The sequence below is a fragment of the Streptomyces sp. NPDC037013 genome, assembly GCF_055607265.1.
Map to the genome: position 1 here is coordinate 1,065,288 of NZ_JBVJRV010000001.1, position 25,516 is coordinate 1,090,803.

Genomic DNA, 25,516 nt, shown 5'->3' on the forward strand with positions numbered 1-25,516 from the left:
AAGAAGGGCTGAAGTCATGGCGCAGCAGGTGCAGGGCGTGATCGCACGCGCGAAGGGCGAGCCGGTGCGGATCGAGACGATCACCGTCCCTGATCCGGGGCCGGGGGAGGCCGTGGTGAAGATCCAGGCGTGCGGGGTCTGCCACACCGACCTGCACTACCGCGAGGGCGGGATCAACGACGACTTCCCGTTCCTGCTCGGTCACGAGGCGGCGGGCGTCGTGGAGTCGGTCGGCGACGGCGTCACCGAGGTCGCGCCCGGCGACTTCGTGATCCTCAACTGGCGTGCGGTGTGCGGCCAGTGCCGCGCGTGTCTGCGCGGCCGCCCCCAGTACTGCTTCGACACGCACAACGCGCGGCAGAAGATGACCCTCGCCGACGGCACCGAGCTCTCGCCCGCGCTCGGCATCGGCGCCTTCGCGGAGAAGACACTCGTCGCCGCCGGACAGTGCACCAAGGTGGACCCGGAGGCCTCGCCCGCCGCGGCCGGGCTCCTGGGCTGCGGAGTGATGGCGGGCATCGGCGCCGCCATCAACACCGGCGGCGTCGGCCGGGGCGACTCCGTCGCGGTCATCGGCTGCGGCGGCGTCGGCAACGCCGCGGTGGTGGGGGCCCGCCTGGCGGGCGCCGCGCGGATCATCGCCGTCGACATCGACGACAAGAAGCTGGAGACGGCGAAGGGCCTCGGCGCCACGCACACGGTCAACTCCCGCTCCGCCGACCCCGTCGAGGCGGTGCGCGAGCTGACCGGCGGCCATGGGGCCGACGTCGTCATCGAGGCGGTCGGCCGCCCGGAGACGTACGAGCAGGCCTTCTACGCCCGCGACCTGGCGGGCACGGTCGTCCTCGTCGGCGTCCCCACCCCGGAGATGAAGATCGAGCTGCCGCTGCTCGACGTCTTCGGGCGCGGCGGCGCGCTCAAGTCGAGCTGGTACGGGGACTGTCTGCCCTCCCGCGACTTCCCGATGCTCATCGACCTCTACCGGCAGGGGCGCCTGGACCTGGACGCGTTCGTCACGGAGACCATCGCCCTTCAGGACGTGGAGAAGGCGTTCGAGCGCATGCACCACGGCGACGTGCTCCGTTCGGTGGTGATGTTCTGATGGCGGCCGAGGCCACGCCGGACGCGCGGGGGACGCGTATCGACCACCTCGTCACGTCCGGGACGTTCTCCCTGGACGGCGGCACCTGGGAGGTCGACAACAACGTATGGATCGTCGGCGACGACAGCGAGTGCGTCGTCATCGACGCCGCGCACGACGCCGACGCCATCGCGGCCGCGGTGGGGGAGCGCCGGCTCGTCGCGATCATCTGCACGCACGCCCACGACGACCACATCGACGCGGCGCCCGCCCTCGCCGACCGCACGGGCGCGCCGATCCTGCTGCATCCCGCCGACGCGGAGCTGTGGAAGCGGACGCACCCCGACCGCGCCCCGGACGGCGAGCTCGCGGACGGTCAGGAACTCGCCGTCGCGGGCGCCGTCCTGAAGGTGCTGCACACGCCCGGCCACTGCCACGGCGCGGTCAGCCTGCACGCCCCCGCGCTCGGCACCGTCTTCACCGGCGACACCCTCTTCGCCGGCGGGCCCGGCGCGACGGGCCGTTCCTTCAGCGACTTCCCGACGATCGTGGAGTCCATCAGGGAGCGGCTGTTGACGCTGCCGCCGGCGACGGTGGTGCGCACCGGGCACGGCGACAGCACCACGGTCGGTGCCGAGGCGCCGCACCTGGAGGAGTGGATCGCCAGGGGGCACTGACCGCTCTGTGCCGACCGGCCGACGCAGGTGACGGCGTACTCCTCATGGCCTCGCGTGGTCCGCCGCGCGGGGCCATGAGGCGTACTGGCCCCGTTCCGCAATCTCAGATAAGTTAGGCAAGGCTTACCTAATGGAGGTTGAGGATGGCTGTCCGTCAGAGCAGCACGATCGTGCCCACAGCGGCGGCACGCGCCCGTTCGGTGCTCGCCACCGCATGGTCCTGCGCGGTGACCACCGAGATCGGCAGGGACGAACTCGTGGGCGCGCACAGCGTCACCGAGGACGGCAGGCTCCGGCTCTCGCCGCCCGACGACAGCGCGCTGGCCGCGGCTCTCATCTGCGCGCCCCGCGGCGAGCCGTCCACCCTGATCGAGTTCGCGGACGTCGCGCCCGTACCGCTCAGGGACCGGATCCGCGCCCGGCTCTGGCTCTCCGGCTCACTGACGTACGACGGCGACGACCTCATCTTCGAGCCGACCTGCGCCGTGCTGCAGGACTCCACAGGGGAGCGCCAGGGCGTCGAGCTCGACGAACTCGCCCTGACCGTGCCCGATCCGCTCGCCGAGGCGGAGTCGCGCCTGCTCACCCACCTCGCCGACGCCCACCCCGACGCCGTCGAGCAGCTCACCCGCCTCATCAGCCCGGAAAGCCTCCAGGGCGTGGTGCGGGTCCGCCCGCTCGCCGTCGACCGGCACGGGATCTCGCTGCGGCTCGAACGCGCCCGCGGCCAGGCCGACGTCCGCCTCCCGTTCCACCAGCTCGTCGAGGACGTCACGCAGGTGACGGAGTGCATGCACGCACTTCTGATGAAGGCCCGTCTCTCAACCGTGCGGCGCGGACGGCCCGTCGGAGGCTGACCGCATCGATCTGAGGGCCAGCACCAGCACCCCGATGTCGTCGAGGAAGACCGGATCCGGCAGCAGGTCGGTGGGGAGCACCAGGTAGGCGACCGCCGCCCAGAACACCCACTGCCGCTCGACGGGAAGCCCGGCTCTGCGCAGGTCGCGCCGGGTCCGGACGAGCCGTACGAGCAGGACGACCGCGACGGCGAGCGTCGCGGCGACCAGCACGGCGGCGCCGACGAGCAGTGCGGTCAGGTCCGTGTTCATACCCCTGTACGTTAATCAATTCGGCGCCCGGCGTCCCGCAGGCATGATGGCGGGATGACGCAGTCGATACCCGCAGGGCACACCCCGCCCCACCCGTCCGTCGAGCCCGTCCAGGCGCTGATCGTCGTCGACGTGCAGTCCGCCTTCGTCACCGGTGACGGTGCCGTACCAGAGGACCGGCGGCTCCTGGACGCGGTGGAAGGGCTGCTGTCCCGGGCGCGCGAGCACGGCGCGCTCGTCGTCCAGTTGCAGAATGACGGGGACCCCGGCACTCCCGACGAGCCGGGCACCCCCGGATGGCGGCTTCACCTGCCCGTCGACACCGGCCGCGGCGAGGTCGTCCTGCGCAAGACCGTGGACGACGGCTTCGAGGAGACCGGGCTCGAGGAACTCCTGCGCGACGCCGGCGTGAAGGCGCTCGCCGTCTGCGGCGTGATGTCGGAGATGTGCGTGAGCGCCACGGCGCGCACCGCGCTGGAGCTGGGCTTCCGCGTCGTCCTGCCGCACGACGCGCACGCCACGTACGACATTCCCGCCGCCGAGGGCATCAGCGACGTGGTGCCGGCGGCGACGGTCTCGCGGGTGGCGGAGTGGGCCCTCGGCGACACCGTGGAGATCGTCGCCAGGGCGGCCGACGTGGGCTTCACGCGTCCGTAGCGGCCGCCGGATCCCGGGAGAGGTCCGCCGACTCCTCTGACGGCGTGCCGGCGCCGGCCTCTTCCCGGCGCCACCTCCAGCGCCACAGCGCGTTGAGCCGGTGGTCCTCCTCGAACCCCGGACCGAGCTCCCCGACACGCTCGTACGCTGCCTCCGTCCCGGGGTCGTCGCGCCGGGCAAGGCCCCAGGCGGCCTCCAGGCGCACGAGCTGGTCGTCCTCGTCGAGCATCGCCCACAGCGCGTCCGACACGGCGGGGGAGTGGTCACGGGAGCCCGCCAGTATGACGGTCGCCCGGCGCCGCTCGGCGGCGTCGGGACTTTCGAGGAGCGCCAGCGTGGCCCGGGTGAGCTCCGGGAGCAGTACGTCGTCGTGGACAGCGACCTCGCAGGCCCGGACCCGGACCTCGGAGTCCGGGTCACGCATGAGGGTGAGTACGGCCTGCCTGACCGTCGTCGAGCGCAGCCCGTCGGCGAGGAAGGTGTCGGGTACCTCGCGGCGTACACGCGGGTCGGGATGGCCGACGTGGCGGAGGCCGACGGCCTCCTGGCCGGGATGGTCGTACTCGGTGAGGGAGGCGAGGACCTTGGCGAGCAGCCCGCTGTCCGTCTCCTCGGTGGCCCAGGTGACCAGCAGCTCGCCCTCCTTCTCGCCATAGGAGGGGCGGCCGGGGTCGACGAACGACCGCAGGCGCAAGTAGTCCGCGACGAACCGGCGGTGCGCCGGCTCCGGGTGGTGGCGGTGGGCCACCACGGCGGACCAGGTCTCGTCGCTGGGGCGCCTGGCGAGGGTCCAGCCGACGGCCTGCCAGTCGACATGTTCGTCGTCGGGCTCCCGTACGGCGCGGGCGATCAGCTCGTCGACGGGCGTCAGGATGCGGAAGGCCCACTCCAGCGTCGTCAGGATGGCGCCGTGCCCGGCCCGTACGACGAGTCCGCCGAGCGAGACCTGCTCGACCCAGTCGTACGTGTCGTCCACGACGCGGCACGTGACCGCCGGGCCCGTCGCGCCGGTCCTGCGCCGCAACTCCTCGGCGGCGCCCGTCTCGTACCAGCCGCGGGCCAGCGCGACGAGCCGCTCGCGGGCGTCCTGGGGCAGGCGCAGCCGGGGCTCGTCGCCCAGCACGGCGGTGAAGACGGCGGGCGAGCCGCCGTCGATGGCCCGCCACAGCGGTGTGGTGCCGTCCGGGAGCGGCCGGTCGGGGTCGGCCCCGCCCTCCACCAGCGCTTCGGCGACCACCGCGTCGTACGCGGCCACCGCGGCGCACAGCACCGGCAGGCCCGCCGCGTCCAGCGCGTCCGGATCGGCGCCCGAGCCCAGCAGGGCACGCACCGCCCCCGCGTCCCCCGCCCGCACCGCCGCCACGAGCCGCGCGTCGAGTCCCTCGTCGCCCATTCCCCGCCCCCCTTGGTCCGGATGTCACGGTACGTGCGGTGCTCAGGGCATCCGAGTCCGCACCCCTGCCCGGCGCATGCCGGAGCCGTCGTGGCGCGCGGCCGTCACTGCCCGAGGTCGCGGATCACCGACATCAGGAGGTCGTGCGTCCCGGCGTCCGCCGCCGCCACGAGTCCCCGGCCACCCTCGCCGACCGGGGCGCCGTCGATCCCGGTGACCACACACCCCGCGGCCCTGCACAGGGCGATGCCCGCGGCGAAGTGCACACTGCCGGACAGGTCCCCGCCATCGGTGACGTACGCGGCCCGCTTGCCGGCCGCGACCCAGGCGAGGGCCAGCGTCGTGGACACCACCCGGGGCCGGAACCGCTCGACGAACAGGGGATGGGCCAGCAGCTCCACGCCGCGGAAGCCGGGCGCGCCCGGGAACGGCGGATCCAGATTGACGTCCACGAGAGCGGTGGCGGGCGTGGGGACCGCCACGGCGTCGACCCCGTTCCGCCGCACCCGGGCGCTCACGCCGTCCGTGTGGAAGACCTCCCCGCCGAACGGGTCGGCCACCGCGGCCGGTCCGTCCCGCAGCGCGACGTTGACGGCCACCAGCATGTTCCCCACGGCGTAGTTGAGGGTGCCGCACAACGGGTCCACCAGCCACTGGCGCGCGGCACCGGCGGCCCCGCTCCGTCCGCCCTCCTCACCGAGCACCGCGTCATCGGGGCGTGCGGCACGGATGACGTCGAGGATCGCCTTCTCGGCCGCCACGTCGGCGGCGGTCGCGAAGTCACCGCCGCCCTTGTCGATCCGGCCGAGCGTCTGCCCGTACAGGCCGCGCACCACGTCCGCGCCCGCGAGCGCCGCGGCTATCGCGACCTCTGTGTCGTCCGCTCCCGCGGAGGAAGTGATCATGCCGCGCAGGATACCGAGAGACCGTTCGCGTGCCTCCCCGTCGTCGCACTCCCGCACTGTGGGAGATCTCATGATCACGGAGGGGTGCGGACCGCGGCCGCAGGGGCTTTACTCACGCCATGACCGAAACGAATGGACTGCTGGCCGGCAAGGCCGTCATGATCACGGGTGCGTCGAGCGGGATCGGTGAGGCGGCCGCCCGCCTGTTCGCCGCGGAGGGGGCGGCGGTCCTGCTGATGGCCCGCCGCGCGGACAGGCTCGACCAACTCGCCCGGGAGATCAACGAATCGGGCGGCAAAGCGGCGATCAGCGTGGGCGACGTGTCGGTCGCCGAGGACGTGCAGCGCGCCGTCGACGCGACGCGCGAGCACTTCGGCGCCCTGGACGCGGCGTTCAACAACGCGGGTTACGCGGGCGACCAACTGGCGCCCCTGCACGAGCTCGACCAGACGGTCTTCGACCGCACGATGGACGTGAACGTCCGCGGTACCTGGAACTGCCTGCGCTCCCAGATCCCCGTGATGCTGAAGGCCGGGAAGGGCGCCATCGTCAACACGGCGAGCACCGCCGCCATGGTGGCGACCGGCGCGCCGGTGCCCTACGTCGCCGCGAAGCACGCCGTGCTCGGCATGACCAGGGCGGCCGCGGCCGAGTACGCGGCACACGACATCCGCATCAACACCCTCGTCGTCGGGACCACCCGCACGGAGATGATCAGCCAGGTGGTGGAGGCGCGCCCGGAGCTGGAGCAGGCCTTCGTCGCCCGCCAGATGCAGAAGCGCATGGCGGAGCCGGTCGAGGTCGCCCAGGCGGCGCTGTGGCTCTGCAGCGACCGTGCCTCGTTCTCGACGGGTACGGCGCTGGCGGTGGACGGCGGACTGACCTCCAACTGACGGACGCCCGGCCGGTCGGCGGACGACGGGTGCGGTCAGAGCGGCAGCGCGCACACCGCGACGGGCGCCGCGAACGGCTCGCCCACGCGCCGGAGTTCACCGCTGTCCCCGTCGACCCGGAAGGCGCTCACCGAGCTCGACTTCTGGTTGGCGGTGAACAGCAGCCGCTGCGAGGGTGAGAAGGCGAGCTGCCGGGGGAAGTCGCCGCCGACCGGAACCGTGTTCAGGAGCCGCAGCCGGGCGCCGCCGCCCTCGATCGCGTACCGGGTGATGCTGTTGTGGCCGCGGTTGGCCAGGAAGGCGAAGCGTCCTTCGCGCGTCACCACGATCTGCGCCGGGTAGCTGGTGCCACCGCCGGTGCCCGTCGACTGCGGCCTGCCCGGCGTGAGGCGGCCGGTGGCCGGGTCGTACGCGCAGACGACGACGGTGTCGTCCAACTCGTCGGCGAGGTACGCGTACCGCCCCGACGGGTGGAAGGTGAGGTGGCGGGGGCCCGCGCCCGGCCGCAGGCGGGCCTGCGCGACGCGGCGGAGGGTGCCCGCCTTCTCGTCGAGGCGGTAGGTGTAGACGGTGTCGTTGCCGAGGTCGACGGCGAGGATGTGGCGGCCGTCCGGGGCCGTGCTGATCTGGTGGGCGTGCGGACCTTCCTGGCCGGGTCCCGGTGGCGGCGCGGAGTGGGTGACCAGATCGGTCCGCTCGCCCAGCGCGCCGGAGTCGCCGATGGGGTGGACGGCCACGCTGCCGGAGAGGTAGTTCGCGCTGAGCAGCCAGCGCCCGCCGGGATGCACGGAGAGGTGGCAGGGCCCTGCGCCCCCGGTGCTACGGGTGCCGAGGACCTTGTGTCCCCCGTCGGGGGAGAGGGCGACGGCGGTGACGCCTCCCTTCGCGCGTTCGTCGACGGCGAAGAGCGTGCGGCCGGAGGGGTGCAGCGCCAGGTAGGACGGGTCGGGGACACCGGTGATCGTGCCGGTCCCCGTGATGTGCCCCGTCTCCTCGTCGTACGTCGCCATGCCGATGCCCCGGCCGCCGCCCTCCTGCGAGGTGTACGTCCCGAGGAACAGGCGCCGTTCGCGGCGCGGGCGTTCGGCGGCGGAGGAGACGGCGCTCCGCCGGGGGCGGTCGGTGCGCTCCGGCTCCTGTCGGCCCGGCGAGGAGCAGGCCGAGGAGACCACGCCCGCGACGGCCGCCCCCGCGAGCGTGCCGATGAACCGCCGCCGCCCAGCGGCGCCCCCGGAACCCGTGGCCGGCTGTGCTCCGCTGTTCATGCCTGCACCTCGTGCGTCGGTGATGACGGATGTGGCAGCCACAGTGCCTCGTCTTCGAGGGAACGGACAAGAGGTGCCCGTACCGGCGCGGCGCACGGCGGGAGGGCGCGCCACCGGCATGGGTCCCGGCTTCCCGACCCGTCACCCGCGCGTGGCTTCGGCGCGCCTGTTTTCAGCCAACCGAGGGCAGTTCGCGCGAAGCGTCGACCACCGAGAGCGACGCTCCTTATACGGTGTGCGAGCGGCCGATGTGGGTCGCGGAGGCCGCAGGAAGTCACGAGAAATGCGGGACGGCCGGTACGGATGTGCCGATCGCCCGCACACGCATGAGGAGTTGCTGAGTGGACCACAGCCGTGTGATCCGGATCCGTACCGTCCTGGCCGCGCTCGGCGTCGCCGGCGCGATGGCGGCCGCCCCCGCCGCGAGCACCGCGGCCTCCGCCGCACCCGCACCCCCGGTGGGCGCCGCCGCGGCCCACGAACCGTGCACGGGAGAGTTCCACGGTGACGCCCGCCTCGGCCCGGCCTGGCTCCCCGGGAAGTGGCAGCGGCCCGTCGGACCGCTCCTGAAGAACTGGAAGCGGACGGGCAAGCTGTCGCCCAAGGCCTTCCTGAAGAAGTACTGGGAGGGCCCGGCCGACACCGGCAGCTGGAAGTACCCGCCCAACGACGGCTTCCGCACCGTCAAGGGCAAGGTCGACAAGCATCCGGAACTGCTGGAGCGGGGCGAGGAGCTGGACCGCTTCGGCTCGGAGTACGGCGGGTACCTCGCGCCCGTCGGCGACGCCTACGCCAAGCGCGCCCTGCCCCCGCAGAACCTCAACACCCGGGACGCCGCCTTCGCCTGTGACTACCGCGTCTACAAGGTCAGCAAGTCCTTCCGCGTCTGGCAGGGCGGCATCGCCCCGTGGTTCGAGCAGCCCGGCGGCGGGCAGCAGATCAAGCTGGACCCGGGCTTCCTGAACCCGGGCGAGGGGCAGCGGCTCAACGTGAAATGGCTGCTGGACCACGGCTACCTGAAGCCGGCGAACCACTAGCGGACCGGCCTCTCCTGCCGGTCGTTGTCGTCGAGAGCGGACGCGGGGAGGGGCCGACCTGAAGAGGCGGAGAGGACGTACCCCTTGGACATCCGGGAAGCGGCGGCGGCCCTGCGCGCCGCCCACGTGGCCGACGGCTACTACTGGATCGAGGGCGTCCACGAACCGGCCCCCACGCCCACCGACTTCGTCTACCTGCGCGGTACCGGCGACGGGGCGTGGGAGGTCGGCACGTACGAACGGGGCGCGCACCACCCCCTCGCGCGGCATACGGACGAGGCGGCCGCCTGCGCCCACCTGCTGCGCCAGCTGACCTGACGCCGCACGGACGCGCACCGCGTTGACCCTCACGTCACGTCAGGGCGCAGGCTGTGCCTCGACGAAAGGCGAGGTAGGTCCATGAGTTACACCGTCGGTCAGGTCGCCGGCTTCGCGGGAATCACCGTGCGCACCCTCCACCACTACGACCGCGCGGGGCTGCTCACGCCCGGCGGGCGCAGCCCCAGCGGCTACCGCCTGTACGACGACGCCGATCTGGCCCGGCTGCAGCAGATCCTCTTCTACCGCGAGCTCGGCTTCGCCCTCGACGAGATAGCCGAGATCCTGGCCGACCCGCAGGCCGACGCCCTCGGCCGGCTGAAGGCCAGACGCCGGGCGCTGCGCGAGCAGATCGACAGGCTGGAGCGGTTGGTGGAGGTCGCCGAGCGGGCCATGGAGGTGCAGCAGACCGGGGTCGACCTCAGCCCCCGGGAACGGTTCGAGGTGTTCGGCGAGATCACCTTCGACCTGAGCTACGCCACCGAGGCCGAACTCAAATGGCAGGACAGCGTGGGCCACCGGACGGCCATGGAGAGCGCCGCAGCGCACTCCAAGGAGGACTGGGCGCGGCTCATGGAGGAGGCCGCCCGGTGGCGGGACGAACTGCTCGCCGCCTTCGACGCCGGAGAACCACCGCAGGGCGAGCGGGCGAGGGAGCTGGCGGAGGAGCACCGTCGGTACATCGCCCGCTGGTTCACCCCGTGCCCGCCCGAGATGCACCTGCGCATCGCGGACGACTTCGTCGACGACCCGCGCGCCTTCGCCCTCGTAGTGCCGCCGTCTCAGCAGCGGCCGGGGCTAGCCGCATATCTGCGGACGGCGGTACGGGCCAACGCGGGGCACCGGACCGGGGCGGGCTCCGGGGCTCGACGTGAGCCTGAGGTCGACCCTCACGCTGAACCTGAGGTTGAGGGTGACGTCGATCCGGGGCCCGGCACCTACCCGGCCGCCGAGAACGGCCCGGCCCCGCGGACCGCACCCCGCACGGCCCCCGAGGGGACCCGGTGACGCGCATCCTGATCGCCGCGGCCGGCTCATACGGCGATGTCGCCCCCTACACCGGCCTCGGACACCGGCTCCGCGAGGCCGGACTCGACGTCGCCCTCGCCACCCATGCCCCCTTCGCGCCGCTCGTCGAGGCAGCCGGCCTGCGCTTCCGTGAACTGCCCGCCGATACGGAGGCCCGGCCGCGTACAGGTGGACGCAAGGAGCTCATGCGGACGGCCGCGGCCTTCGTGCGCGAGCTGGGAGGCGGCCTCGTCGACGCGGCCGTACGCGGCGCCGATCTGCTCGTCCTCTCCACCACCACCGCACCGCTCGGCTGGCAGGTGGCCGAGGCCATGAGCATCCCGGCTCTCGGCGCTTACCTCCAACCCACGCACCCCACCCGCGCCTTCCCGCCCGTCGTCGGCACCACGCGGTCACTCGGCGGCTTCGGCAACCGCGCGCTCGGCCGTTTCTCCCTGCGCATGGTCGACCGCGTCTACGCCGACGCCGTACGCGACCTGCGTATCCGCCTCTCGCTGCCCGCCGCGACACCGGGCGAGGTCCGCGCCCGGCAGGAGCGGGCCGGGTGGCCGGTGGCGCACGGATTCAGCCCGGCCGTGGTGCCGAGGCCCGCGGACTGGCGCGAGGGGCTCGACGTCGTCGGCTACTGGTGGCCCTTCCACGAGCCCGCCGCCGCTCTGCCGCCCGATCTCGACGACTTCCTGCGGGCCGGCCCGCGCCCCGTCTTCATCGGCTTCGGCAGCATGGCGGCCGGCGACGGCGAACGGCTCGGCGAGATCGCGGTGACGGCGCTGCGCGCGGCCGGGCTGCGGGGCGTGTTCCAGGCGGGGCGGGCCGGCCTCGCCGCCTCCGGTGACGACGTCCTGACGGTCGGCGAAGTGCCGCACGCCCTGCTCTTTCCCCGGGTGGCGGCCGTGGTGCACCACGCGGGCGCCGGAACCTCGGCGGCGGCGCTGCGCGCGGGGGTCCCCGCCGTCCCCGTACCGGTCACCGCGGACCAGCCGTTCTGGGCCGCCCGCCTCGCCGCCCTCGGCGCGGCGACCGACCCCGTCCCGTTCAAGGACCTCACCGCCCCTCGTCTGGCGGAGGCGCTCGGCCGCGCGGTCCACGAACCGGCGTACGGGCGAACCGCCGCGCACCTCGCCCGCACCCTGGCCGCGGAGGACGGTCCGGGCGAGGTGCTGAAGGCGATCGAACGGCTGCTGTAACGTTCTCCGCCCGTGAACTTCTCGCCTCGCTCGACGGGTTGAGTACGCGCGTGGCGCTCGCCCGGCGGGAAGGCGACGCGCCCGCGTAGCCCGAGCGGCCGACTGGCGAGGCGGCCCCGCCGGTCAGCGTGGAAGAGTTCCAGGCATGACCGAAGCGTACCTGTACATGGCAAACCCCCGGATCACGGTCCTCGGCGTACAACCCGGGCATCCGCCGTTCCGCATCGTGGAGATCGACGGCGAGGTCGTCGGCAAGGCGAAGACCGTCACCGACGTCCTGGACGCGGCCGCGATGGCGGGCATCACCGTGCACGACCTCGACGACCCGGACGCGGTGCGGTGGGTCGGCGGTGACAAGTTCACCTGGCAGCCGGAGAAGGAGCCGTGGCCGGAGCGGGCCGGGGAGCGGTTCGTGGATCCGGCCCAGGGGCCGCTCGCCGACCCGGGTGGCGCGACGGGCTGACGGACGGGCTGACCTGTGGGCTGACCGGCGGGCCGCGGGTGATCAGGCCCGCCCGGTGGTCGGGACCTCCTCCCCGGAGGGCACCGGCCCCGGCGGTGTGCCGTCGCCGAAGGGCCGGCCGCCCAGCTCCTCGCGGTGATGCGGTGTCAGCCACTCGGAGAGGTCGGGGCCCAGCGGCACGATCGCCGTCGGGTTGATGCCCGTGTGCACCTGGTAGTAGTGCCGCTTGATGTGGTCGAAGTCGATGGTGTCGCCGAACCCCGGGGTCTGGAACAGATCCCGGGCGTACGCCCACAGCACCCGGTCCTCGGTCAGCTTCCTGCGGTTGCACTTGAAGTGGCCGTGGTAGACGGCGTCGAACCGCACCAGCGTGCTGAAGAGGCGGATGTCCGCCTCCGTGAGGGTGTCGCCGACGAGATAGCGCCGGCTCGCGAGGCGCTCGGAGGTCAGCTCCAGGCGGCGGAACACGTCCCCGTACGCCGTCTCGTACGTGGCCTGGTCCGGGGCGAAGCCCGCGCGGTACACGCCGTTGTTGACGTCGCGGAAGATGCCCTCCATCACCGCGTCGATCTCGTCGCGCAGCGGTTCGGGATACAGGTCGGGGGCGCCCTCGCGGTGCAGGCCCGTCCACTCCGTGGCGAAGTCCAGGGTGATCTGCTGGAAGTCGTTCGTCACCAGCTTGCCGCTCGGCACGTCCACGATCGCCGGGACGCTGACGCCACCGGGATAGCCGGTCTCACGCGCCTCGTACGCCTCACTGAGGAAGCGGATGCCGAGGACCGGGTCGCGGTCGTCGGCGTCCAGCGTGAACCGCCAGCTCCGGTCGTCCTGGATGGGGTCGGTGACGGCCAGGGAGATGGCGCTCTCCAGGCCGAGGAGCCGCCGGGACACCAGGGCACGGCCCGCCCACGGGCAGGCCCGGCTCACCACCAGGCGGTACCGGCCCGCCTCGACGGGCCAGCCGTCCGCGCCGTCCTTGGTGATGCGGTCCGCGAAGTGGCTCTTGGAACGCTTGAACTCCTTGTGGCCGTACGAGGCGTTTCCTTCTTCCGCGCTCATGACTGGCTCCCTTCTCGCGCGCAGGACCGGCTCACCGGCACCCGCTCGGAACGGCCGTGCCCGCCGCCTCCAGGGGGCGGCGCGAGGTCGTAGATGCGGTCGATGAGCACCGCCTCATTGCCCGCGAGGCCCGCGCGGCGCAGCGCTTCGTCGGCCTCCGCGATCGGCCCCGCGAGCAGCGTCGCCGCGGCCGCGGGGGAGACCGACGCGGAGTCGGAGAGCGCGGCGCGTGCCGTGTGCAGCAGACGCAAGCAGGCCTGGGCGGCGAGCAGTTCCTCGGACGTCGTGCCGGTCATTGAGAGCGACTCCTCTGCGCTGAGTGGCGTGTACGGCATCGCGATGCCACCCTCCACTCTCGCGCACGGGTCTGACAACGGCGCCCTAGGCGGTCCGGGCGCGGCGGGTGAGCCGCAGCGTGAGGCCGTCCGGCATCAGGGTGAGCCGCTCGGCTATGCGCAGCCGGTAGGCGGGGTCGGCGTGCAGGTCGTAGCGGCGCAGCAGCAGGCCGAGCACCAAGGTCGCCTCGTGCAGCGCGAACTGACGTCCGATACACGCCCGCGCGCCGGTGCCGAACGGCTTGAAGACGTGGGCGGGGCGGGCGCGTACCGCCGAAGGGGCGAACCGGTCGGGGTCGAACTCCTCCGGACGCTCCCCCCACGCCGCCGGATCGCGGTGCAGCATGGTCGCGAGGACCAGCGCCCAGGCGCCCCGGCGCATCGGATGCACACCCCCGAGAACGGTGTCCTCGCGGGCCTCGCGGGCGAACCCGGGTGCCGTCGGCCACAACCGCAGCGATTCGTCGAGCACCCGGCGCACGTAACGCAACTTGGCCACCTGCTCGTAGGCGGGCTCTGTCTCGGCGCCCCAGACCTCGTCGACCTCCGCCCGCGCGCGGGCGAGCACATCCGGGTGGCGCGACAAGTAGTGCAGCGCGAACGACAGGGCACCGGAGGTCGTCTCGTGCCCGGCGACCAGGAACGTGATGACCTGGCGGCGGATGTTCTCCGGAGTGAGCCGTTCGCCGGTCTCGGGGTGGGCCACCTCCAGCATGCGGTCGAGCAGGTCGCCGCCGCCGGGCCCGGACGCGGCGCGGCGGGCGGCGACCACCGCGTCGACGGTGCGGTTGAGGTAGGCCATGTCGGCGTCGTTGCGCCGGTCGGCGCCGCGCAGCAGCAGCGGGGAGAGCAGGGGCGGTACGACGTTGCGCCGCTGCGCGTGGGAGAGCGTGCCGACCATCGCCGAGACGAAGGGGTGGGGCGCGGAGCGCTCGAAGGAGCCGAAGTCGTGGCCGAAGCCGGTGCGGGCGATCGTCTCAAGGGTCAGCTTCGTCATGTCGCCCGGCACGTCCACGGCCCGGCCCGCGGCCTCCCGGTCGTCCCAGCGGGCCGTCAACTGCCGTGCCACGTCCAGCATCAGCGGGTGGTAGCCCGCCATCGCCTCGCGGCTGAAACCGGGGGCGAGGATGTCGTGCGCCAGCTGCCAGTTGGGCTCGTGGTTGTACGCCGTGAAGAGCCCGTCGCCCGCCACCGGCCGGAGGTTGGCGACGCCGAGGCCCACGTGTTTGGCGAACCGCGACTCGTCGGCCAGGTCCGCGGCGAGCCCGGCGCCCCACACGAAGACGAACTCCTTGCCGAACGCCTTGCGCCGGAAGATGGGGCCGAGCCTGGCCGCCATCTTCATCGAATCCTGCAGCGGGGTGCGGATGTTGGCGCCCAGGATGTCGCCCAGCAGCGGCAGCCGGTGCGGAGGGTGGGGTATCCGGTGCAGCTCGGGCCAGCCGAGCTCGGCGCTGCGGAACCCCTTCCGGAGCGGCCCGTCCTGCCCGGACCCGCCCCGGTCCTCCGGCTTCTTTGCCGCCGCTGACCTCGTCGTCTGCGCCATGTGCCCATCTCCCTTGTCCGACGGGCCCGTTGGGCCTGTTGTACGTGGATTCAACAGGAGTTCCCAGTCTGGTACCGCTATTGAATTCGCGTCAAGTAAGGTGCCTGCATGGCCGCGAATCCCCAGGAGCGCACCCGCCGCAGACTGAGCACCGAAGAGCGGCGTGAGCAGCTGCTTTCGGTCGGGGCGCGGCTCTTCGCGCAGAAGCCCTACGACGACGTGTGGATCGAGCGGGTCGCGGAGATCGCCGGCGTCTCGCGGGGTCTCCTGTACCACTACTTCCCGACCAAACGGGACTTCTTCGCCGCTGTCGTGCGCCGCGAGAGCGAGCGCATGCTGCGGCTGACGGCGGCCGAACCGGGCCTGCCGGTACGGGAGCAGATCAGCACCGGACTCGACGCGTTCCTCGGCTACGTCGAGAGCCACGCGCAGGGCTTCCGCGCCTTCCACCGCGCCGAGGCCGCGGGAGACCCGCTGGTCCGCGAGGTCTACCGCAACGGCCTCGCCGCCCAGGAGCGGCAGATCCTGGCGGCCCTCGCCGCGGATCCGGGCGGCGCGGACATCACCCAGGACCTGCCCGCGCTGCGCCTGGCCGTGCGGGGCTGGCTCGCGTTCATGGTGGCGGTCTGCCTTGAGTGGCTGGAGGAGCCGGACCTGTCGAGGGAGCAGGTGCGGGATTTGTGTGCCAAGGCCCTGCTCGGGGCGATCACGCGCTGAGGCGGGGCCTTGAGGCCCGCTCCGTAGCTGTCCGGCTCAGCGGTCGACGCCCGCGAGGTCGAGGAGCCGGTGCATGAGCTCGGCGGGCAGCGCCGGATGGTGGGCGGCCGCTCGCGCCAGGGCGGTGACGCCGAGCAGTTCCACGACGCGCGGGACGGGCAGCCTGGGGTCCTCCGCCGCGCGGCGGCGCACCATGTCGTCCGGGTCGCGGGTGAGCCGGTCGACGAGTTCCGGCGTGGCCGTCGGGTCGAAGAGGGCCGCGTAGCGCAGCCGGGGGTTCGGGTCGTCGGCGAACCGGGCGAGGCCGGGGCGCGCGAAGTTGCGCCGGTGGGCCAGGGCGCCCCAGCTCAGCCCGTCCCAGTCGGCGAACATCTCCACGAGCAGCTCGTGTGGGGCGTGGTCGTTCTCGCACAGCATCAGCCTGACGAAGTAGTCGTCGTCGCCCGCCAGGCGCTCGATCACCTCGGCGGGCAGCTCGGGCGCTTGCGTGACACCTCGGCGCAGCAGCACATGGCTGGAGGCGGCGATCTCCTTCAACGCCTCAAGGTCGTCGAAGCGTTCGCGCACCCAGTCCGGTACCGGAAAGCGGCCCGGAGGCACGGTGTAGTCGATCGCGGCCCGCTGCTCCTCGGTGACGTCCGCGCGCAGGGAGACGGCCAGCCGCACCGAGGGCTCGGGATCGGCGGCCAAGGAGAGGGCGAGCCCGGTGGGAACGCGGGGATTCACGGCGGCCCCGTGCCGGAGGGACGTCTCCTGGTGGGCGACCAGGAACGCGGCGAGTTCCGCGTCCACCGGCGAGGTGGACGCGGCATCGCGCCGCCGCCGCTCGTCCGTCTCGGCCTGGAACTCCTCGATCGTCGTCGGCAGCGGCGGTTCGACGAAGGTGGCGCGTGCGACGGCGGCCCGCACCTCCGGGGCGGGGTCGGCCTCAATCGCGGCCCGGACATCGGGGCGCAGCCTGGGCCAGCTCCAGGCGTTGACGGCGACCGCCCGGACGCGGGGCTCCGGGTCCTCCGCCAGCGCGAGCCGCGTCCTGGCCGGCAGACCGCGCAGCCCGGCGGCGAGACGGCGCAGCCGGGCGTCGGGGCCGGTGGCGAGCCGTACCGACACCTCGGCCGGCAGTTCACGGTCGTACTCGCCGGCCATCACCACCGCGACCCGCCGCACCTTGGGGTCCGGGTCCTCGGCGAGCACGGCGAGGTCGGCCGGAGACAGGCATGGATTCTCGGCGAGGATCTCGCGGACCCGCGGGCTCGGATGCCGGAGAGCCGCCCGTACCGCCGCCGGGGGCAACTGGTGGTAGCGCAGCCAGAATTCGGCTCCGGGCGGCGCGTCGAGCGTGAACAGGCGCCGCAGTACGTCGTCCGGTGCCGCGCTGTTCACGGCGAGGCCGGCCAACCACTCCGCGTGCAGGGCGGTGTCGGCCCCGAGCGACCGCAGCGCCGCCGCGCGGACGGCGTCCGGCACCTCGATCACGCCGAACGCCGCCAGGGTCGGTTGCTGCTTCTCGGGTGCCATGGGGTGATCTTCTCAGGACCGTGCGAACCTTCGTCAGAGAACGGCGGGGACCGACCGTGCGGCGTCGAGCCGCGCGATCTGTTCCACGCTCAGTTCCAGCTCCACTGCCTCCAGGGCCTCGTCCAGCTGGGCCGTCCCGCTCACGCCGACCAGCGGAATGATCCGGGGGGAGCCCTGCAGCATCCAGGCGTAGACCACTTGTCCGGGAGTGGCCCCGCTCTCGGCCGCGACATCCCCCAGCACCTTGAGCGCGGAGTCCGTGCCGGCGTGCCGGTACTCCTCCGGGACCGGTTTGCCGCCCGCGTAGGCGCCGTTGAGGAGCGCGCTGTAGGCCAGGACGGTCAGGTCCGGCTGGCCGGCGGCGTAGCCGGACATCGGCTCGTCCAGGGCGACCTGGTAGTCGAAGTCCGCGTCGGGCGCCGGGTTCAGGTAGGTGTGCCGCTGCTGGAGGGCAGTGAAGGCCGGCAGGTTCGCCTCGCGGGCGATGTCCCGGGCCCGTTCGAGGCGCCGTACGCCCTGATTGCTCATGCCGATCTGCCCCACCACACCGTCGGTCACCAGCTGCGCGAAGGCTCCGACGCTCTCCTCCAAGGGGGTTGCCGGATCGTCGATGTGCCCGTACAGGAGGTCGAGCTTGTCGCGGCCGAGGCGGCCCAGGCTTCCTTCGACCGCCGTGCGGACGGCCCGCTGTGACAGGCCTTCCCGGTTGGCGGGCCACTCGCCGGGGCCCGCGGGCAGGGCACCGATCTTGGTGGCGACCGTCACCTCGTCGCCGATGCCCCGCTCGGCGAGCCAGCGGCCCACCAGCCGCTCGCTGTCCCCGCCGTCGCTGCCGTCGCGCCAGAAGCAGTAGCAGTTGGCCGTGTCGATGAAGGTGCCGCCCCGCTCGACGAACCGGTCGAGCAGCGCGAAGGACGTGGCGTCGTCCACCGCCGTGCCGAACGGCAGCGTGCCGAGGCACAGGACGGATACACGGCGAGAGCCCATGGTGCGGTAACGCAAGTCGATCCCCTCCCACGAAGACCACCGGGGAGCCGGCGGCGCCCAGATGCTCGCACTTGGAGCGCACTGCAAGGCAAGGGCCCGGCTGTCCACGCGCCGGCGGCCGAACTCCTCGTCACGGGAGCGTGCGAAGATCAAATGCATGGAATTCGAACCCGACGTCGACGTGCGGCGGCTCTGCGTCGAGCGGTTGGGGGAGCGCGCGGGCACCGATCTGGCGGCCCTCGCCCGCCCCGGCTTCCGCCTCGAAGCACTCAGGGGCGGCAGAAGAGCGACGGGCCGCTGCCGTCTCGGTGGCCCGGACCTCCTTGAACCGGGCGCTGCCTGGCCCGAGTTCGAGGGCGTCCCGCTCTCCCTGTACGCCGTCATCGACGTGCGCGCCGCCATCGGCACCGGCGCACCCTCGCCCTGGCCGGACGCCGGACCGCCCGGACGCCCGCCCGGTCTGCTCAACTTCTTCCACCTCGACCCTGACCTGCCGTACGAGCGCCTGCGGAGCCTGGACACCTCGGCCCCCGCCGCCTGCCGGGTCGTCCCCGCCGACCCCGCGCGAGCGGTCGACCGCCCCGCCCCGCACCCCGCAAGGAGCTACCCGGCACGCGCCCTGCACGCCGCGCCCGTCACCACGCTGCCCGACTGCTGGGACGTGCCGGGCCACGCCATCGCGTACGACAAGGACGCCCACTGGGGAGCCGCCGCGCTGCTCCTTGACGTGTTCGACGGAATCGACGGCAACAACTCCGGCGGCCACCAGGCCTTCGGCTGGCCCGGGCTGTCCCACGCGACCCCCGTCCTGACGGACGCCGGTGACGAGCCGTACGTGCACCTGCTGCAACTCCAGGGCGACGAGGAGCTCGGCTGGGGGTGGGGCGACGCCGGCACCCTGTACTTCCTCATACCCGAAAGCGCCCTGCGCGAAGGCGACTTCACCCGCGCCGAACCCCACGTGAGGTGCTGCTGACATGGCGACGCTCGCACGCTCCTCCCTCCTGATGGCCTTCGGCACCGTGATCTCCCGCGCCACCGGCCTGATCCGGCAGGTCCTCCAGGGCGCCGCCCTGGGCACCGGCCTCCTCGCCGGCACGTACAACACCGCCAACACCGTGCCCACCAGCCTCTACACCCTGCTGATCGGCGGCGCCCTGAACGCCGTCCTGGTGCCCCAGCTGGTCCGCGCCCGCGCCACCGACGACGACGGCGGGAAAGCCTTCGAACAGCGCCTGATCACCCTGGTCGTCTGCGTCCTCGGCATCGGCACCGCCCTCGCCGTGTGGGCGGCCCCACAGATCGTCGCCCTCTACATGCGGGACACCGCACAGAACCACGAGGCGTTCCGACTCACCGTGGTCTTCGCCCGGTTCCTGCTGCCGCAGATCTTCTTCTACGGGCTCTTCGGCATCCTCGGACAGGTCCTGAACGCCCGCGAGAAGTTCGGCGCGATGATGTGGACCCCGGTCCTCAACAACGTCGTGCTCGTCACCATGTTCGGCGCCTACCTCGGGCTGATGACGGTCCCCGGCGACGTGCACGACATCACCGCCGCCCAGGTCCGGCTCCTCGGCATCGGCACCACCATCGGCATCGCCCTGCAGTCCCTCGCCCTCCTGCCGTACGTGCACGCCGCCGGGGTGCGCTTCCGCCCGCGCTTCGACTGGCGCGGCACCGGCCTCGGCAAGAGCGCCCGGGCCGCCCGCTGGACCCTGCTGCTCGTCCTCGCCAACCAGGTCGCGCTGACCGTCGTCACCAACTTCGCCAACGCCGCCGACCGCAGCCTGCCGAAGGAAGGCGTCGGCTACACGGCGTACACGTACGCCCAGACCATCTGGCTGCTGCCGCAGTCCATCGTCACCGTCTCACTGGTGACCGCGCTGCTGCCCCGGATGAGCCGGGCCGCCGCGGAGGGCCGCACGGCCGACCTGCGCGAGGAACTCTCCCGCGCCCTGCGCGTCACCGGCACGGTGATCGTGCCCGCCGGGTTCTTCTTCCTCGCCTTCGGGCCGCAGACCGCCGAACTGCTCTTCGCGCACGGCGCGTCCGACGCCGCCGCCACCCGGCCCCTCGGCCACATGCTGCAGGCGTTCGGCCTCGGCCTCATCCCCTTCTCCGCGCAGTACCTCCTGCTCCGCGGTTTCTACGCCCATGAGGACACCCGCACCCCGTTCTGGATGGCGCTCTGGGTGGCCGGCGTCAACATCGCCCTGGCGGGCGCCTGCCACCTGCTGCTGCCCGCACGCTGGGCCGTCACCGGCATGGCCGCCGCCTACACCCTCTCGTACGCGGTCGGGCTGCTGCTCACCGCACGGCTGCTGCGCCGCCGGCTCGGCGGCCGCATCGACGGGCGCCGACTGGTCCGCACCTACGGCAAGTTGATCCTCGCCTCCGCCCTGGCCGGCGCGCTCGGCTGGGCCGCCGCCCGCGGGGGTGCCCAGCTGACGCAGGCGGGGACGGCGGCGACCGCCCTGGCACTGCTGGCCGGCGGGCTCACGATGGTCGCGGGTTATCTCGCCCTCGCCCGGCTGCTGCGCATAGCGGAGGTGCGCATGCTGCCCGGCCTGCGGCGCTGAGGCCGGGCAGCGGTCGCGTACGACGGGCCGCCGCTCAGGCGGCCCGGGCGGCCCGGTGGCGGTGGGCGCGGACCAGGTCCGCGTAGTGGCGGCCACTGCTCTTCACCGTGCGGCGCTGGGTGGCGTAGTCGACGTGCACCAGACCGAAGCGCTTGTCGTAGCCGTACGCCCACTCGAAGTTGTCCAGGAGCGACCACGCGAAGTACCCGGCCAGCGGGGCGCCCCGGCGGACGGCGCGGGCGCACGCCGCCAGGTGCTCGCGCAGGTACCGGGTGCGCTCCGCGTCGTCGACCGTGCCGTCGGCGCGGACCACGTCGGGGTAGGCCGAGCCGTTCTCGGTGACGTACAGCCTGCGCGCCCCGTACTCCTCGGTCAGCCGCATCAGCAGACTCTCCAGGCCGCCCGCGTCGATCTCCCAGCCCATGCCGGTGTGCGGCACCTCGGGCCTGTACACCTGCCGGGCGAACGGCGCCGGGCCCGCCGGATCGTCGGCGACGACCGCAGGGAAGTAGTAGTTGAGCCCCAGCCAGTCCAGCGGCTGTGCGATCGTCGCCGGGTCGCCGGCCCGCTCCGGCAGGTCGACGCCGTACACCTCCCGCATGTCGGCGGGGAAGCCGAGCCCGTGCAGCGGGTCGAGCCACCAGCGGTTGGTGTGCCCGTCCGCGCGCCGGGCCGCGGCGATGTCCTGTGTCCGGTCGGAGGCCGGCCGCACCGGGGAGAGGTTGTTGACGATGCCGACCTGCGCGCCGGGCGCCGCCGTGCGGATCGCCTGCGTGGCAAGGCCGTGGCCGAGCAGCAGGTGGTAGGAGGCGCGGACGGCGGCCGTGAGGTCCCGCAGACCCGGCGCCATGCGGCCCTCCAGGTGGCCGATCCAGGCGGAGCACAGCGGCTCGTTGAGCGTGGCCCAGTGCGTGACCCGGTCGCCGAGCCGCTCGGCCACCACGGAGGCGTACGCCGCGAAGTGCTCGGCGGTCTCGCGCCGGGGCCAGCCCCCGCGGTCCTGCAGCGCCTGCGGCAGATCCCAGTGGTACACCGTCGCGCTCGGCGTGATGCCCGCCGCCAGGAGCGCGTCGACGAGCCGGTCGTAGAAGTCGAGCCCCGCCGCGTTGACCGGCCCGTCACCGCCCGGCACGATACGCGGCCAGGCGAGCGAGAAGCGGTAGGCGTCGACGCCCAGCTCCCGCATCAGCGCGATGTCCTCGGGCCAGCGGTGGTAGTGGTCGCAGGCCACGTCACCGGTGTCGCCGCCGTCGACCGCGCCGGGGACCCGCGCGAAGGTGTCCCAGATCGAGGGCGCGCGGCCGTCCTCGGCGACGGCGCCCTCGATCTGGTACGCCGAGGTGGCCACACCCCACGCGAAGTCCCGCGGCAGCGCGGCGAGGTCCGGGGACGAGGGGTCGGTCAGGGCGGAGGGGTCGGACACGGAGATCCTTTCGGCAGGTGCGGGGAGGGTCACTTGACGGCTCCCGCGGTGAGTCCGGCGACGAGATAGCGCTGCAGGAGCAGGAACCCGGCGACGACGGGGACGCTCACGACGAGCGAGGCGGCCATGACCTGGTTCCAGTACACGTCGTTCTGGGTCGCGTAGCCCTGCAGGCCCACGGCGAGGGTGCGGGTTGTCTCGTTGGTCATGACGGAGGCGAAGAGCACTTCTCCCCAGGCGGTCATGAAGGCGTAGACGGCGACCGCGACGATGCCGGGTATCGCGGCGGGCACCACGACACGGAACAGCGCGCCCAGCGGGCCGCAGCCGTCGACCAGCGCCGCCTCGTCCAGCTCCCGCGGCACCGAGTCGAAGTAGCCGATCAGCATCCAGATGGAGAAGGGCAGCGAGAACGTCAGGTAGGTGAGGATGAGCCCGGCCCGCGAGCCGAACAGCGCGATGCCCGTCGCGTTGCCCACGTTGACGTAGATGAGGAAGAGCGGCAGCAGGAAGAGGATGCCCGGGAACATCTGCGTCGACAGGACGGTCACGGTGAACACCCGCTTGCCGCGGAAGCGGTACCGGCTGACCGCGTACGCCGCGAACACCGCGATGACCACCGAACAGAGCGTCGCCGCGCCCGCCACGATCAGCGAGTTCATGAAGTAGTCCGCCAGCGGCACCGTCTTCCAGATGTCGAGGTACGGGCGGACGGTGAACCCGCTCGGCATCCAGCGGAAGGACCCGGAGACATCCTGCAGCGGCTTCAGCGAACTGCTGACCATGACGTACACGGGCAGCAGGACGAAGCCGGTCAGCAGGGTCAGGAAGACGCGCCGCGCCCACAGGAAGGAGCGCGGGGGCGCGCCCGGCGAGCGGGCGGGGCGGGACGCCGGGCGGGACGGGGCGCCCGCGGCCAGGGTCTCAGACATCGGCGGTCATCCTTCCCCGCGAGGTGACCAGCAGATAGCCGGCCGTCACCAGGAGCAGGAAGAGCAGCAGCAGGACCGACATGGCGGAGCCCGTGCCGAAGTTCCAGGTGACGAACGACGACTGGTAGATGTGGATGGAGATGAGGTCCGCCGCCTCGGGCGCCGACTTGCCGAACAGGACGTACGGCGTGTTGAAGTCGTTGAACGTCCACAGGAACAGCACCAGGACGAGGACTTGGTTCACCGGGCGCAGCGACGGCAGCGTGATGCGCCGCACCTGCTGCCACACGCCGGCGCCGTCGATCGACGCAGCCTCGTACAGCTCCTTGGGAATGTTCTGCAGCCCGGCCATGACGATCAGGAAGGCGAACGGCCAGCCCTTCCACACCGAGACGGTCAGCAGCGCGATGAAGCTGTTGTCGCCGATCAGCCAGAACGGCGGGCTGTCGGTGAGCCCCAGTTGGTCGTGGACGACGTGGTTGATCAGTCCCGTGTCGCGCTGGAACATGAACGACCAGGTGATGACGGCGGCGTACACCGGCAGCGCGTACGGCACCAGGAAGACGGCGCGCAGCAGGCCGCGGCCGCGGAAGTTCTCCTGGAGGAAGACGGCGGCCGCCGTGCCGATCAGCCAGCACAGGCCCACGGAGAGGACGGTGAACACGACGGTGACGAGGAACGAGTGCAGCAGCGCCTCGCCGACCGGGGCGTCGAAGTCCACCGCCAGCTCGTAGTTGTCCATGCCGTTCCAGGGCGCGGCCCCCCAGTCGCGGATGAAGAACTGGGTGAGCTCCTTGAAGCTCATCGCGATGCCGACGGCCATCGGCACGAGATGGACGACGAGTTCGAGGAGCAGGGCGGGAAGCAGCAGGAGGTAGGGGAGCGAGACGCGGCGCAGCCGGGCGGGCAGCCGCAGCCGCGGCGCGCGCCCGTCTCCGGGCGGCGCGGCCAGCTCCTTGGGCGGCGGTGGGGTGGTGAGCGTGGTCATGGGACGGCTCTCAGCTCTTCGGCATCTGCTGTTGTGCCTTGGACAGTTCTGCCCTCACGGATGCCGTGGAGACCGGCCTGCCGGCCGCGGCGTCTGCGAAGAGGTTCTTGATGGCCGTGCCGACCGACGTCTCGAACTGCGACTCGTCGGGGACCTGTGGCAGGGGGGCGGCGCTCTTGCGGAGCGTGTCGCGCAGCACGGCCGTGTCGGCGCGGTCGAAGGCGGGGTCCCGCTGCGCGGCCTTGACCGGCGGGATCGCCCCGTACGCCTTGTTGAGCAGGGTCTGTTCGGCGTCGCTCGTCATGAACTTCACGAACTTGCGCGCGCCGTCGAGGTTGTCGGTGTTCTTGAACACGGCCATGTTGATGCCCGCCACCATCGAGTTGACCTGGCGGTCCGCGCCCGGCTCACCGGACGGCACGGGGACCGGGGCGACGCCCCACTCGTCGGGCTTCATGCCCTGGGCCTCGAACGTCGTCGCGGCGGCCTGCCACAGCACCATCGCGGTCTTGCCCTGCGCGAAGTCCCGCAGCGACTGGTTCTGCGCGTACTCGGCGTTCCCCGGCGCGATGATCTTGTCCTTGGCCATGAAGTCGACGTACTGCTTCACGGCCGCCACCGCGCCGTGCGAGGTGAAGGTCGGCCTGCCCTGCGCGTCGAAGAAGTCCGCGCCGTGCTGCTTGCCGAGGGCGAAGGCCTGGTGGATGTTGTTGACCAGGTTCGAACCCTCGGCCCCCAGCGCCCACTTGCCGCCCTTGGAGATCTTCTTGCCCGCGGCGACCAACTCCGCCCAGGTGGCCGGGGGTTTACTGACCCCCGCTGCCTTGAACATCGCCTTGTTGTAGTAGAGGGCGTACGACAGCGAGTACAGCGGTACGGCCGCCGGGTCCTTGCCCGCGGCGCCGGTGGAGCCGAGCGCGGCGTCCACGAAGCGGTCCTTGCCCCCGATCGCCGCGAAGTTCTTCGCGTCCCAGGGCAGCAGGGCGCCGGTGGCCTGGAGCGAGGACGACCAGGTGTTGCCGATGTTGAGGACGTCGGGGCCCTGGCCCGAAGTGGTCGCCGCCAGGATCCGGTTGAGCAGGTCGGACCAGGGGACCACCTCCAGCTTGACCTTGATCCCCGTCCGCTCCTCGAACTTCTTCAGCTCGGGAGCGAGGATCTTCTTGTCCGCCGAGACGCTCGGCCCCTGGTTGGACGCCCAGTACGTCAGCGTCTTGGGCGAGGCGTTGCTGCCCTCGCCGCCGGCGGTCCCGCCGCCGCAGGCCGTCAGGGTGGCACCGGTGAGAGCGGTCACGGTGGCAAGTGCTGCCACGGCTCGGAGTCTGCGCATGGCGGATCCGTCCCCTTCGTGGTTGATGGCACAGGGAGTGAGAACAGGCATGAGAGCGCGCCGAGTTCGGCGTCTGAACGAATTCACG

General features: G+C 72.5%; 26 protein-coding genes. 13 read left to right on the top strand and 13 right to left on the bottom strand.

Annotated elements, in window-relative coordinates; translation table 11 throughout:
* Positions 1–16 precede the first annotated feature (16 nt).
* The 3 genes from ACZ7DY_RS04665 (at position 17) to ACZ7DY_RS04675 (ending at position 2,615) form a co-directional block, all read left to right on the top strand.
* Entirely contained in the window at positions 17–1,102 is a 1,086-nt protein-coding gene (locus ACZ7DY_RS04665; RefSeq protein ID WP_471129934.1) for an S-(hydroxymethyl)mycothiol dehydrogenase, read from the top strand.
* Positions 1,102–1,758 carry an MBL fold metallo-hydrolase gene (locus ACZ7DY_RS04670; protein ID WP_471129936.1) on the top strand — a complete coding sequence of 219 codons (657 nt, stop codon included), beginning with the start codon at positions 1,102–1,104 and terminating at the stop codon, positions 1,756–1,758. Before ACZ7DY_RS04665 ends, ACZ7DY_RS04670 begins: the two co-directional genes overlap by 1 nt.
* Before the next feature lie 143 nt (positions 1,759–1,901).
* The gene (locus ACZ7DY_RS04675; RefSeq protein WP_471129939.1) at positions 1,902–2,615 is read left to right on the top strand and encodes a DUF2470 domain-containing protein; all 714 of its coding nucleotides are present in this window, start codon (positions 1,902–1,904) and stop codon (positions 2,613–2,615) included.
* Here the strand turns inward: ACZ7DY_RS04675 and ACZ7DY_RS04680 are convergent.
* Entirely contained in the window at positions 2,580–2,867 is a 288-nt protein-coding gene (locus ACZ7DY_RS04680) for a DUF1232 domain-containing protein (RefSeq protein WP_471129941.1), read from the bottom strand. The two genes, ACZ7DY_RS04675 and ACZ7DY_RS04680, sit on opposite strands and share 36 nt — an antisense overlap.
* Positions 2,868–2,921: 54 nt before the next feature.
* Between ACZ7DY_RS04680 and ACZ7DY_RS04685 the strand changes: the two genes are divergently transcribed.
* Positions 2,922–3,524 (top strand): cysteine hydrolase family protein, encoded by a 603-nt coding sequence (locus ACZ7DY_RS04685; RefSeq protein ID WP_471129944.1) that lies wholly within the window; start codon positions 2,922–2,924, stop codon positions 3,522–3,524.
* Here ACZ7DY_RS04685 and ACZ7DY_RS04690 read toward each other — a convergent pair.
* Positions 3,511–4,917: an ankyrin repeat domain-containing protein gene (locus tag ACZ7DY_RS04690; protein ID WP_471129946.1), complete on the bottom strand. Its 1,407-nt coding sequence runs from the start codon at positions 4,915–4,917 to the stop codon at positions 3,511–3,513. The genes ACZ7DY_RS04685 and ACZ7DY_RS04690 overlap by 14 nt on opposite strands.
* A 104-nt stretch (positions 4,918–5,021) precedes the next feature.
* A complete protein-coding gene (locus ACZ7DY_RS04695; RefSeq protein WP_471129948.1) occupies positions 5,022–5,822 on the bottom strand; it encodes an inositol monophosphatase family protein in 801 nt (266 codons plus the stop codon).
* A 119-nt stretch (positions 5,823–5,941) separates the two neighbouring features.
* Between ACZ7DY_RS04695 and ACZ7DY_RS04700 the strand changes: the two genes are divergently transcribed.
* Positions 5,942–6,715 carry an SDR family NAD(P)-dependent oxidoreductase gene (locus ACZ7DY_RS04700; RefSeq protein WP_471129951.1) on the top strand — a complete coding sequence of 258 codons (774 nt, stop codon included), beginning with the start codon at positions 5,942–5,944 and terminating at the stop codon, positions 6,713–6,715.
* A 35-nt stretch (positions 6,716–6,750) separates the two neighbouring features.
* Here ACZ7DY_RS04700 and ACZ7DY_RS04705 read toward each other — a convergent pair whose 3' ends face one another.
* Entirely contained in the window at positions 6,751–7,980 is a 1,230-nt protein-coding gene (locus ACZ7DY_RS04705) for a lactonase family protein (protein WP_471129954.1), read from the bottom strand.
* 404 nt (positions 7,981–8,384) lie between these two features.
* Here ACZ7DY_RS04705 and ACZ7DY_RS04710 point away from each other — a divergent pair, with 404 nt between their 5' ends.
* The 5 genes from ACZ7DY_RS04710 (at position 8,385) to ACZ7DY_RS04730 (ending at position 12,014) form a co-directional block, all read left to right on the top strand.
* Complete coding sequence (locus tag ACZ7DY_RS04710) at positions 8,385–9,017, top strand: TNT domain-containing protein (protein WP_471130234.1); 633 nt, start codon at positions 8,385–8,387, stop codon at positions 9,015–9,017.
* An 84-nt stretch (positions 9,018–9,101) separates the two neighbouring features.
* A complete protein-coding gene (locus ACZ7DY_RS04715) occupies positions 9,102–9,335 on the top strand; it encodes a hypothetical protein (protein ID WP_471129957.1) in 234 nt (77 codons plus the stop codon).
* A gap of 81 nt (positions 9,336–9,416) precedes the next feature.
* A complete protein-coding gene (locus ACZ7DY_RS04720; RefSeq protein WP_471129962.1) occupies positions 9,417–10,343 on the top strand; it encodes a TipAS antibiotic-recognition domain-containing protein in 927 nt (308 codons plus the stop codon).
* Positions 10,340–11,551 (top strand): glycosyltransferase, encoded by a 1,212-nt coding sequence (locus tag ACZ7DY_RS04725; RefSeq protein WP_471129965.1) that lies wholly within the window; start codon positions 10,340–10,342, stop codon positions 11,549–11,551. The genes ACZ7DY_RS04720 and ACZ7DY_RS04725 overlap by 4 nt, the downstream gene beginning before the upstream one ends.
* 145 nt (positions 11,552–11,696) lie before the next feature.
* A complete protein-coding gene (locus tag ACZ7DY_RS04730; protein ID WP_471129968.1) occupies positions 11,697–12,014 on the top strand; it encodes a hypothetical protein in 318 nt (105 codons plus the stop codon).
* A gap of 42 nt (positions 12,015–12,056) precedes the next feature.
* Here ACZ7DY_RS04730 and ACZ7DY_RS04735 read toward each other — a convergent pair whose 3' ends face one another.
* The 3 genes from ACZ7DY_RS04735 to ACZ7DY_RS04745 all read right to left on the bottom strand — a co-directional run bounded on the left by ACZ7DY_RS04735 (position 12,057) and on the right by ACZ7DY_RS04745 (position 14,954).
* Positions 12,057–13,073: a glutathione S-transferase family protein gene (locus ACZ7DY_RS04735; RefSeq protein ID WP_471129971.1), complete on the bottom strand. Its 1,017-nt coding sequence runs from the start codon at positions 13,071–13,073 to the stop codon at positions 12,057–12,059.
* Positions 13,070–13,369, bottom strand: coding sequence for a hypothetical protein (locus ACZ7DY_RS04740; protein WP_471129974.1), 300 nt, complete (start codon positions 13,367–13,369; stop codon positions 13,070–13,072). The genes ACZ7DY_RS04735 and ACZ7DY_RS04740 overlap by 4 nt, the downstream gene beginning before the upstream one ends.
* An 85-nt stretch (positions 13,370–13,454) precedes the next feature.
* Positions 13,455–14,954 (bottom strand): cytochrome P450, encoded by a 1,500-nt coding sequence (locus ACZ7DY_RS04745; RefSeq protein ID WP_471129977.1) that lies wholly within the window; start codon positions 14,952–14,954, stop codon positions 13,455–13,457.
* A gap of 108 nt (positions 14,955–15,062) precedes the next feature.
* Between ACZ7DY_RS04745 and ACZ7DY_RS04750 the strand changes: the two genes are divergently transcribed.
* On the top strand, positions 15,063–15,671 hold the full coding sequence (locus ACZ7DY_RS04750; RefSeq protein ID WP_471129980.1) for a TetR/AcrR family transcriptional regulator: 609 nt from the start codon (positions 15,063–15,065) through the stop codon (positions 15,669–15,671).
* 36 nt (positions 15,672–15,707) lie between these two features.
* Here the strand turns inward: ACZ7DY_RS04750 and ACZ7DY_RS04755 are convergent, their stop codons facing one another.
* Both ACZ7DY_RS04755 and ACZ7DY_RS04760 read right to left on the bottom strand, forming a co-directional pair.
* Complete coding sequence (locus ACZ7DY_RS04755; protein WP_471129983.1) at positions 15,708–17,189, bottom strand: hypothetical protein; 1,482 nt, start codon at positions 17,187–17,189, stop codon at positions 15,708–15,710.
* Between the two features lie 33 nt (positions 17,190–17,222).
* Positions 17,223–18,176 carry an aldo/keto reductase gene (locus ACZ7DY_RS04760; protein WP_471129986.1) on the bottom strand — a complete coding sequence of 318 codons (954 nt, stop codon included), beginning with the start codon at positions 18,174–18,176 and terminating at the stop codon, positions 17,223–17,225.
* Positions 18,177–18,333: 157 nt separating this feature from the next.
* Here ACZ7DY_RS04760 and ACZ7DY_RS04765 point away from each other — a divergent pair, with 157 nt between their 5' ends.
* Complete coding sequence (locus ACZ7DY_RS04765) at positions 18,334–19,152, top strand: DUF1963 domain-containing protein (protein WP_471129989.1); 819 nt, start codon at positions 18,334–18,336, stop codon at positions 19,150–19,152.
* 1 nt (position 19,153) lies between these two features.
* Entirely contained in the window at positions 19,154–20,755 is a 1,602-nt protein-coding gene (gene murJ / locus ACZ7DY_RS04770; RefSeq protein WP_471129992.1) for a murein biosynthesis integral membrane protein MurJ, read from the top strand.
* 34 nt (positions 20,756–20,789) lie between these two features.
* On the opposite strand, the gene ACZ7DY_RS04775 is transcribed toward murJ, so the two are convergent.
* The 4 genes from ACZ7DY_RS04775 to ACZ7DY_RS04790 are packed head-to-tail and all read right to left on the bottom strand — an operon-like array spanning position 20,790 to position 25,428.
* Complete coding sequence (locus ACZ7DY_RS04775; protein WP_471129995.1) at positions 20,790–22,178, bottom strand: GH1 family beta-glucosidase; 1,389 nt, start codon at positions 22,176–22,178, stop codon at positions 20,790–20,792.
* Between the two features lie 29 nt (positions 22,179–22,207).
* Positions 22,208–23,110, bottom strand: coding sequence for a carbohydrate ABC transporter permease (locus ACZ7DY_RS04780; protein WP_471129998.1), 903 nt, complete (start codon positions 23,108–23,110; stop codon positions 22,208–22,210).
* Positions 23,103–24,098 (bottom strand): carbohydrate ABC transporter permease, encoded by a 996-nt coding sequence (locus ACZ7DY_RS04785; protein WP_471130001.1) that lies wholly within the window; start codon positions 24,096–24,098, stop codon positions 23,103–23,105. The genes ACZ7DY_RS04780 and ACZ7DY_RS04785 overlap by 8 nt, the downstream gene beginning before the upstream one ends.
* A 10-nt stretch (positions 24,099–24,108) precedes the next feature.
* Complete coding sequence (locus ACZ7DY_RS04790) at positions 24,109–25,428, bottom strand: ABC transporter substrate-binding protein (protein ID WP_471130004.1); 1,320 nt, start codon at positions 25,426–25,428, stop codon at positions 24,109–24,111.
* Positions 25,429–25,516: the final 88 nt, after the last annotated feature.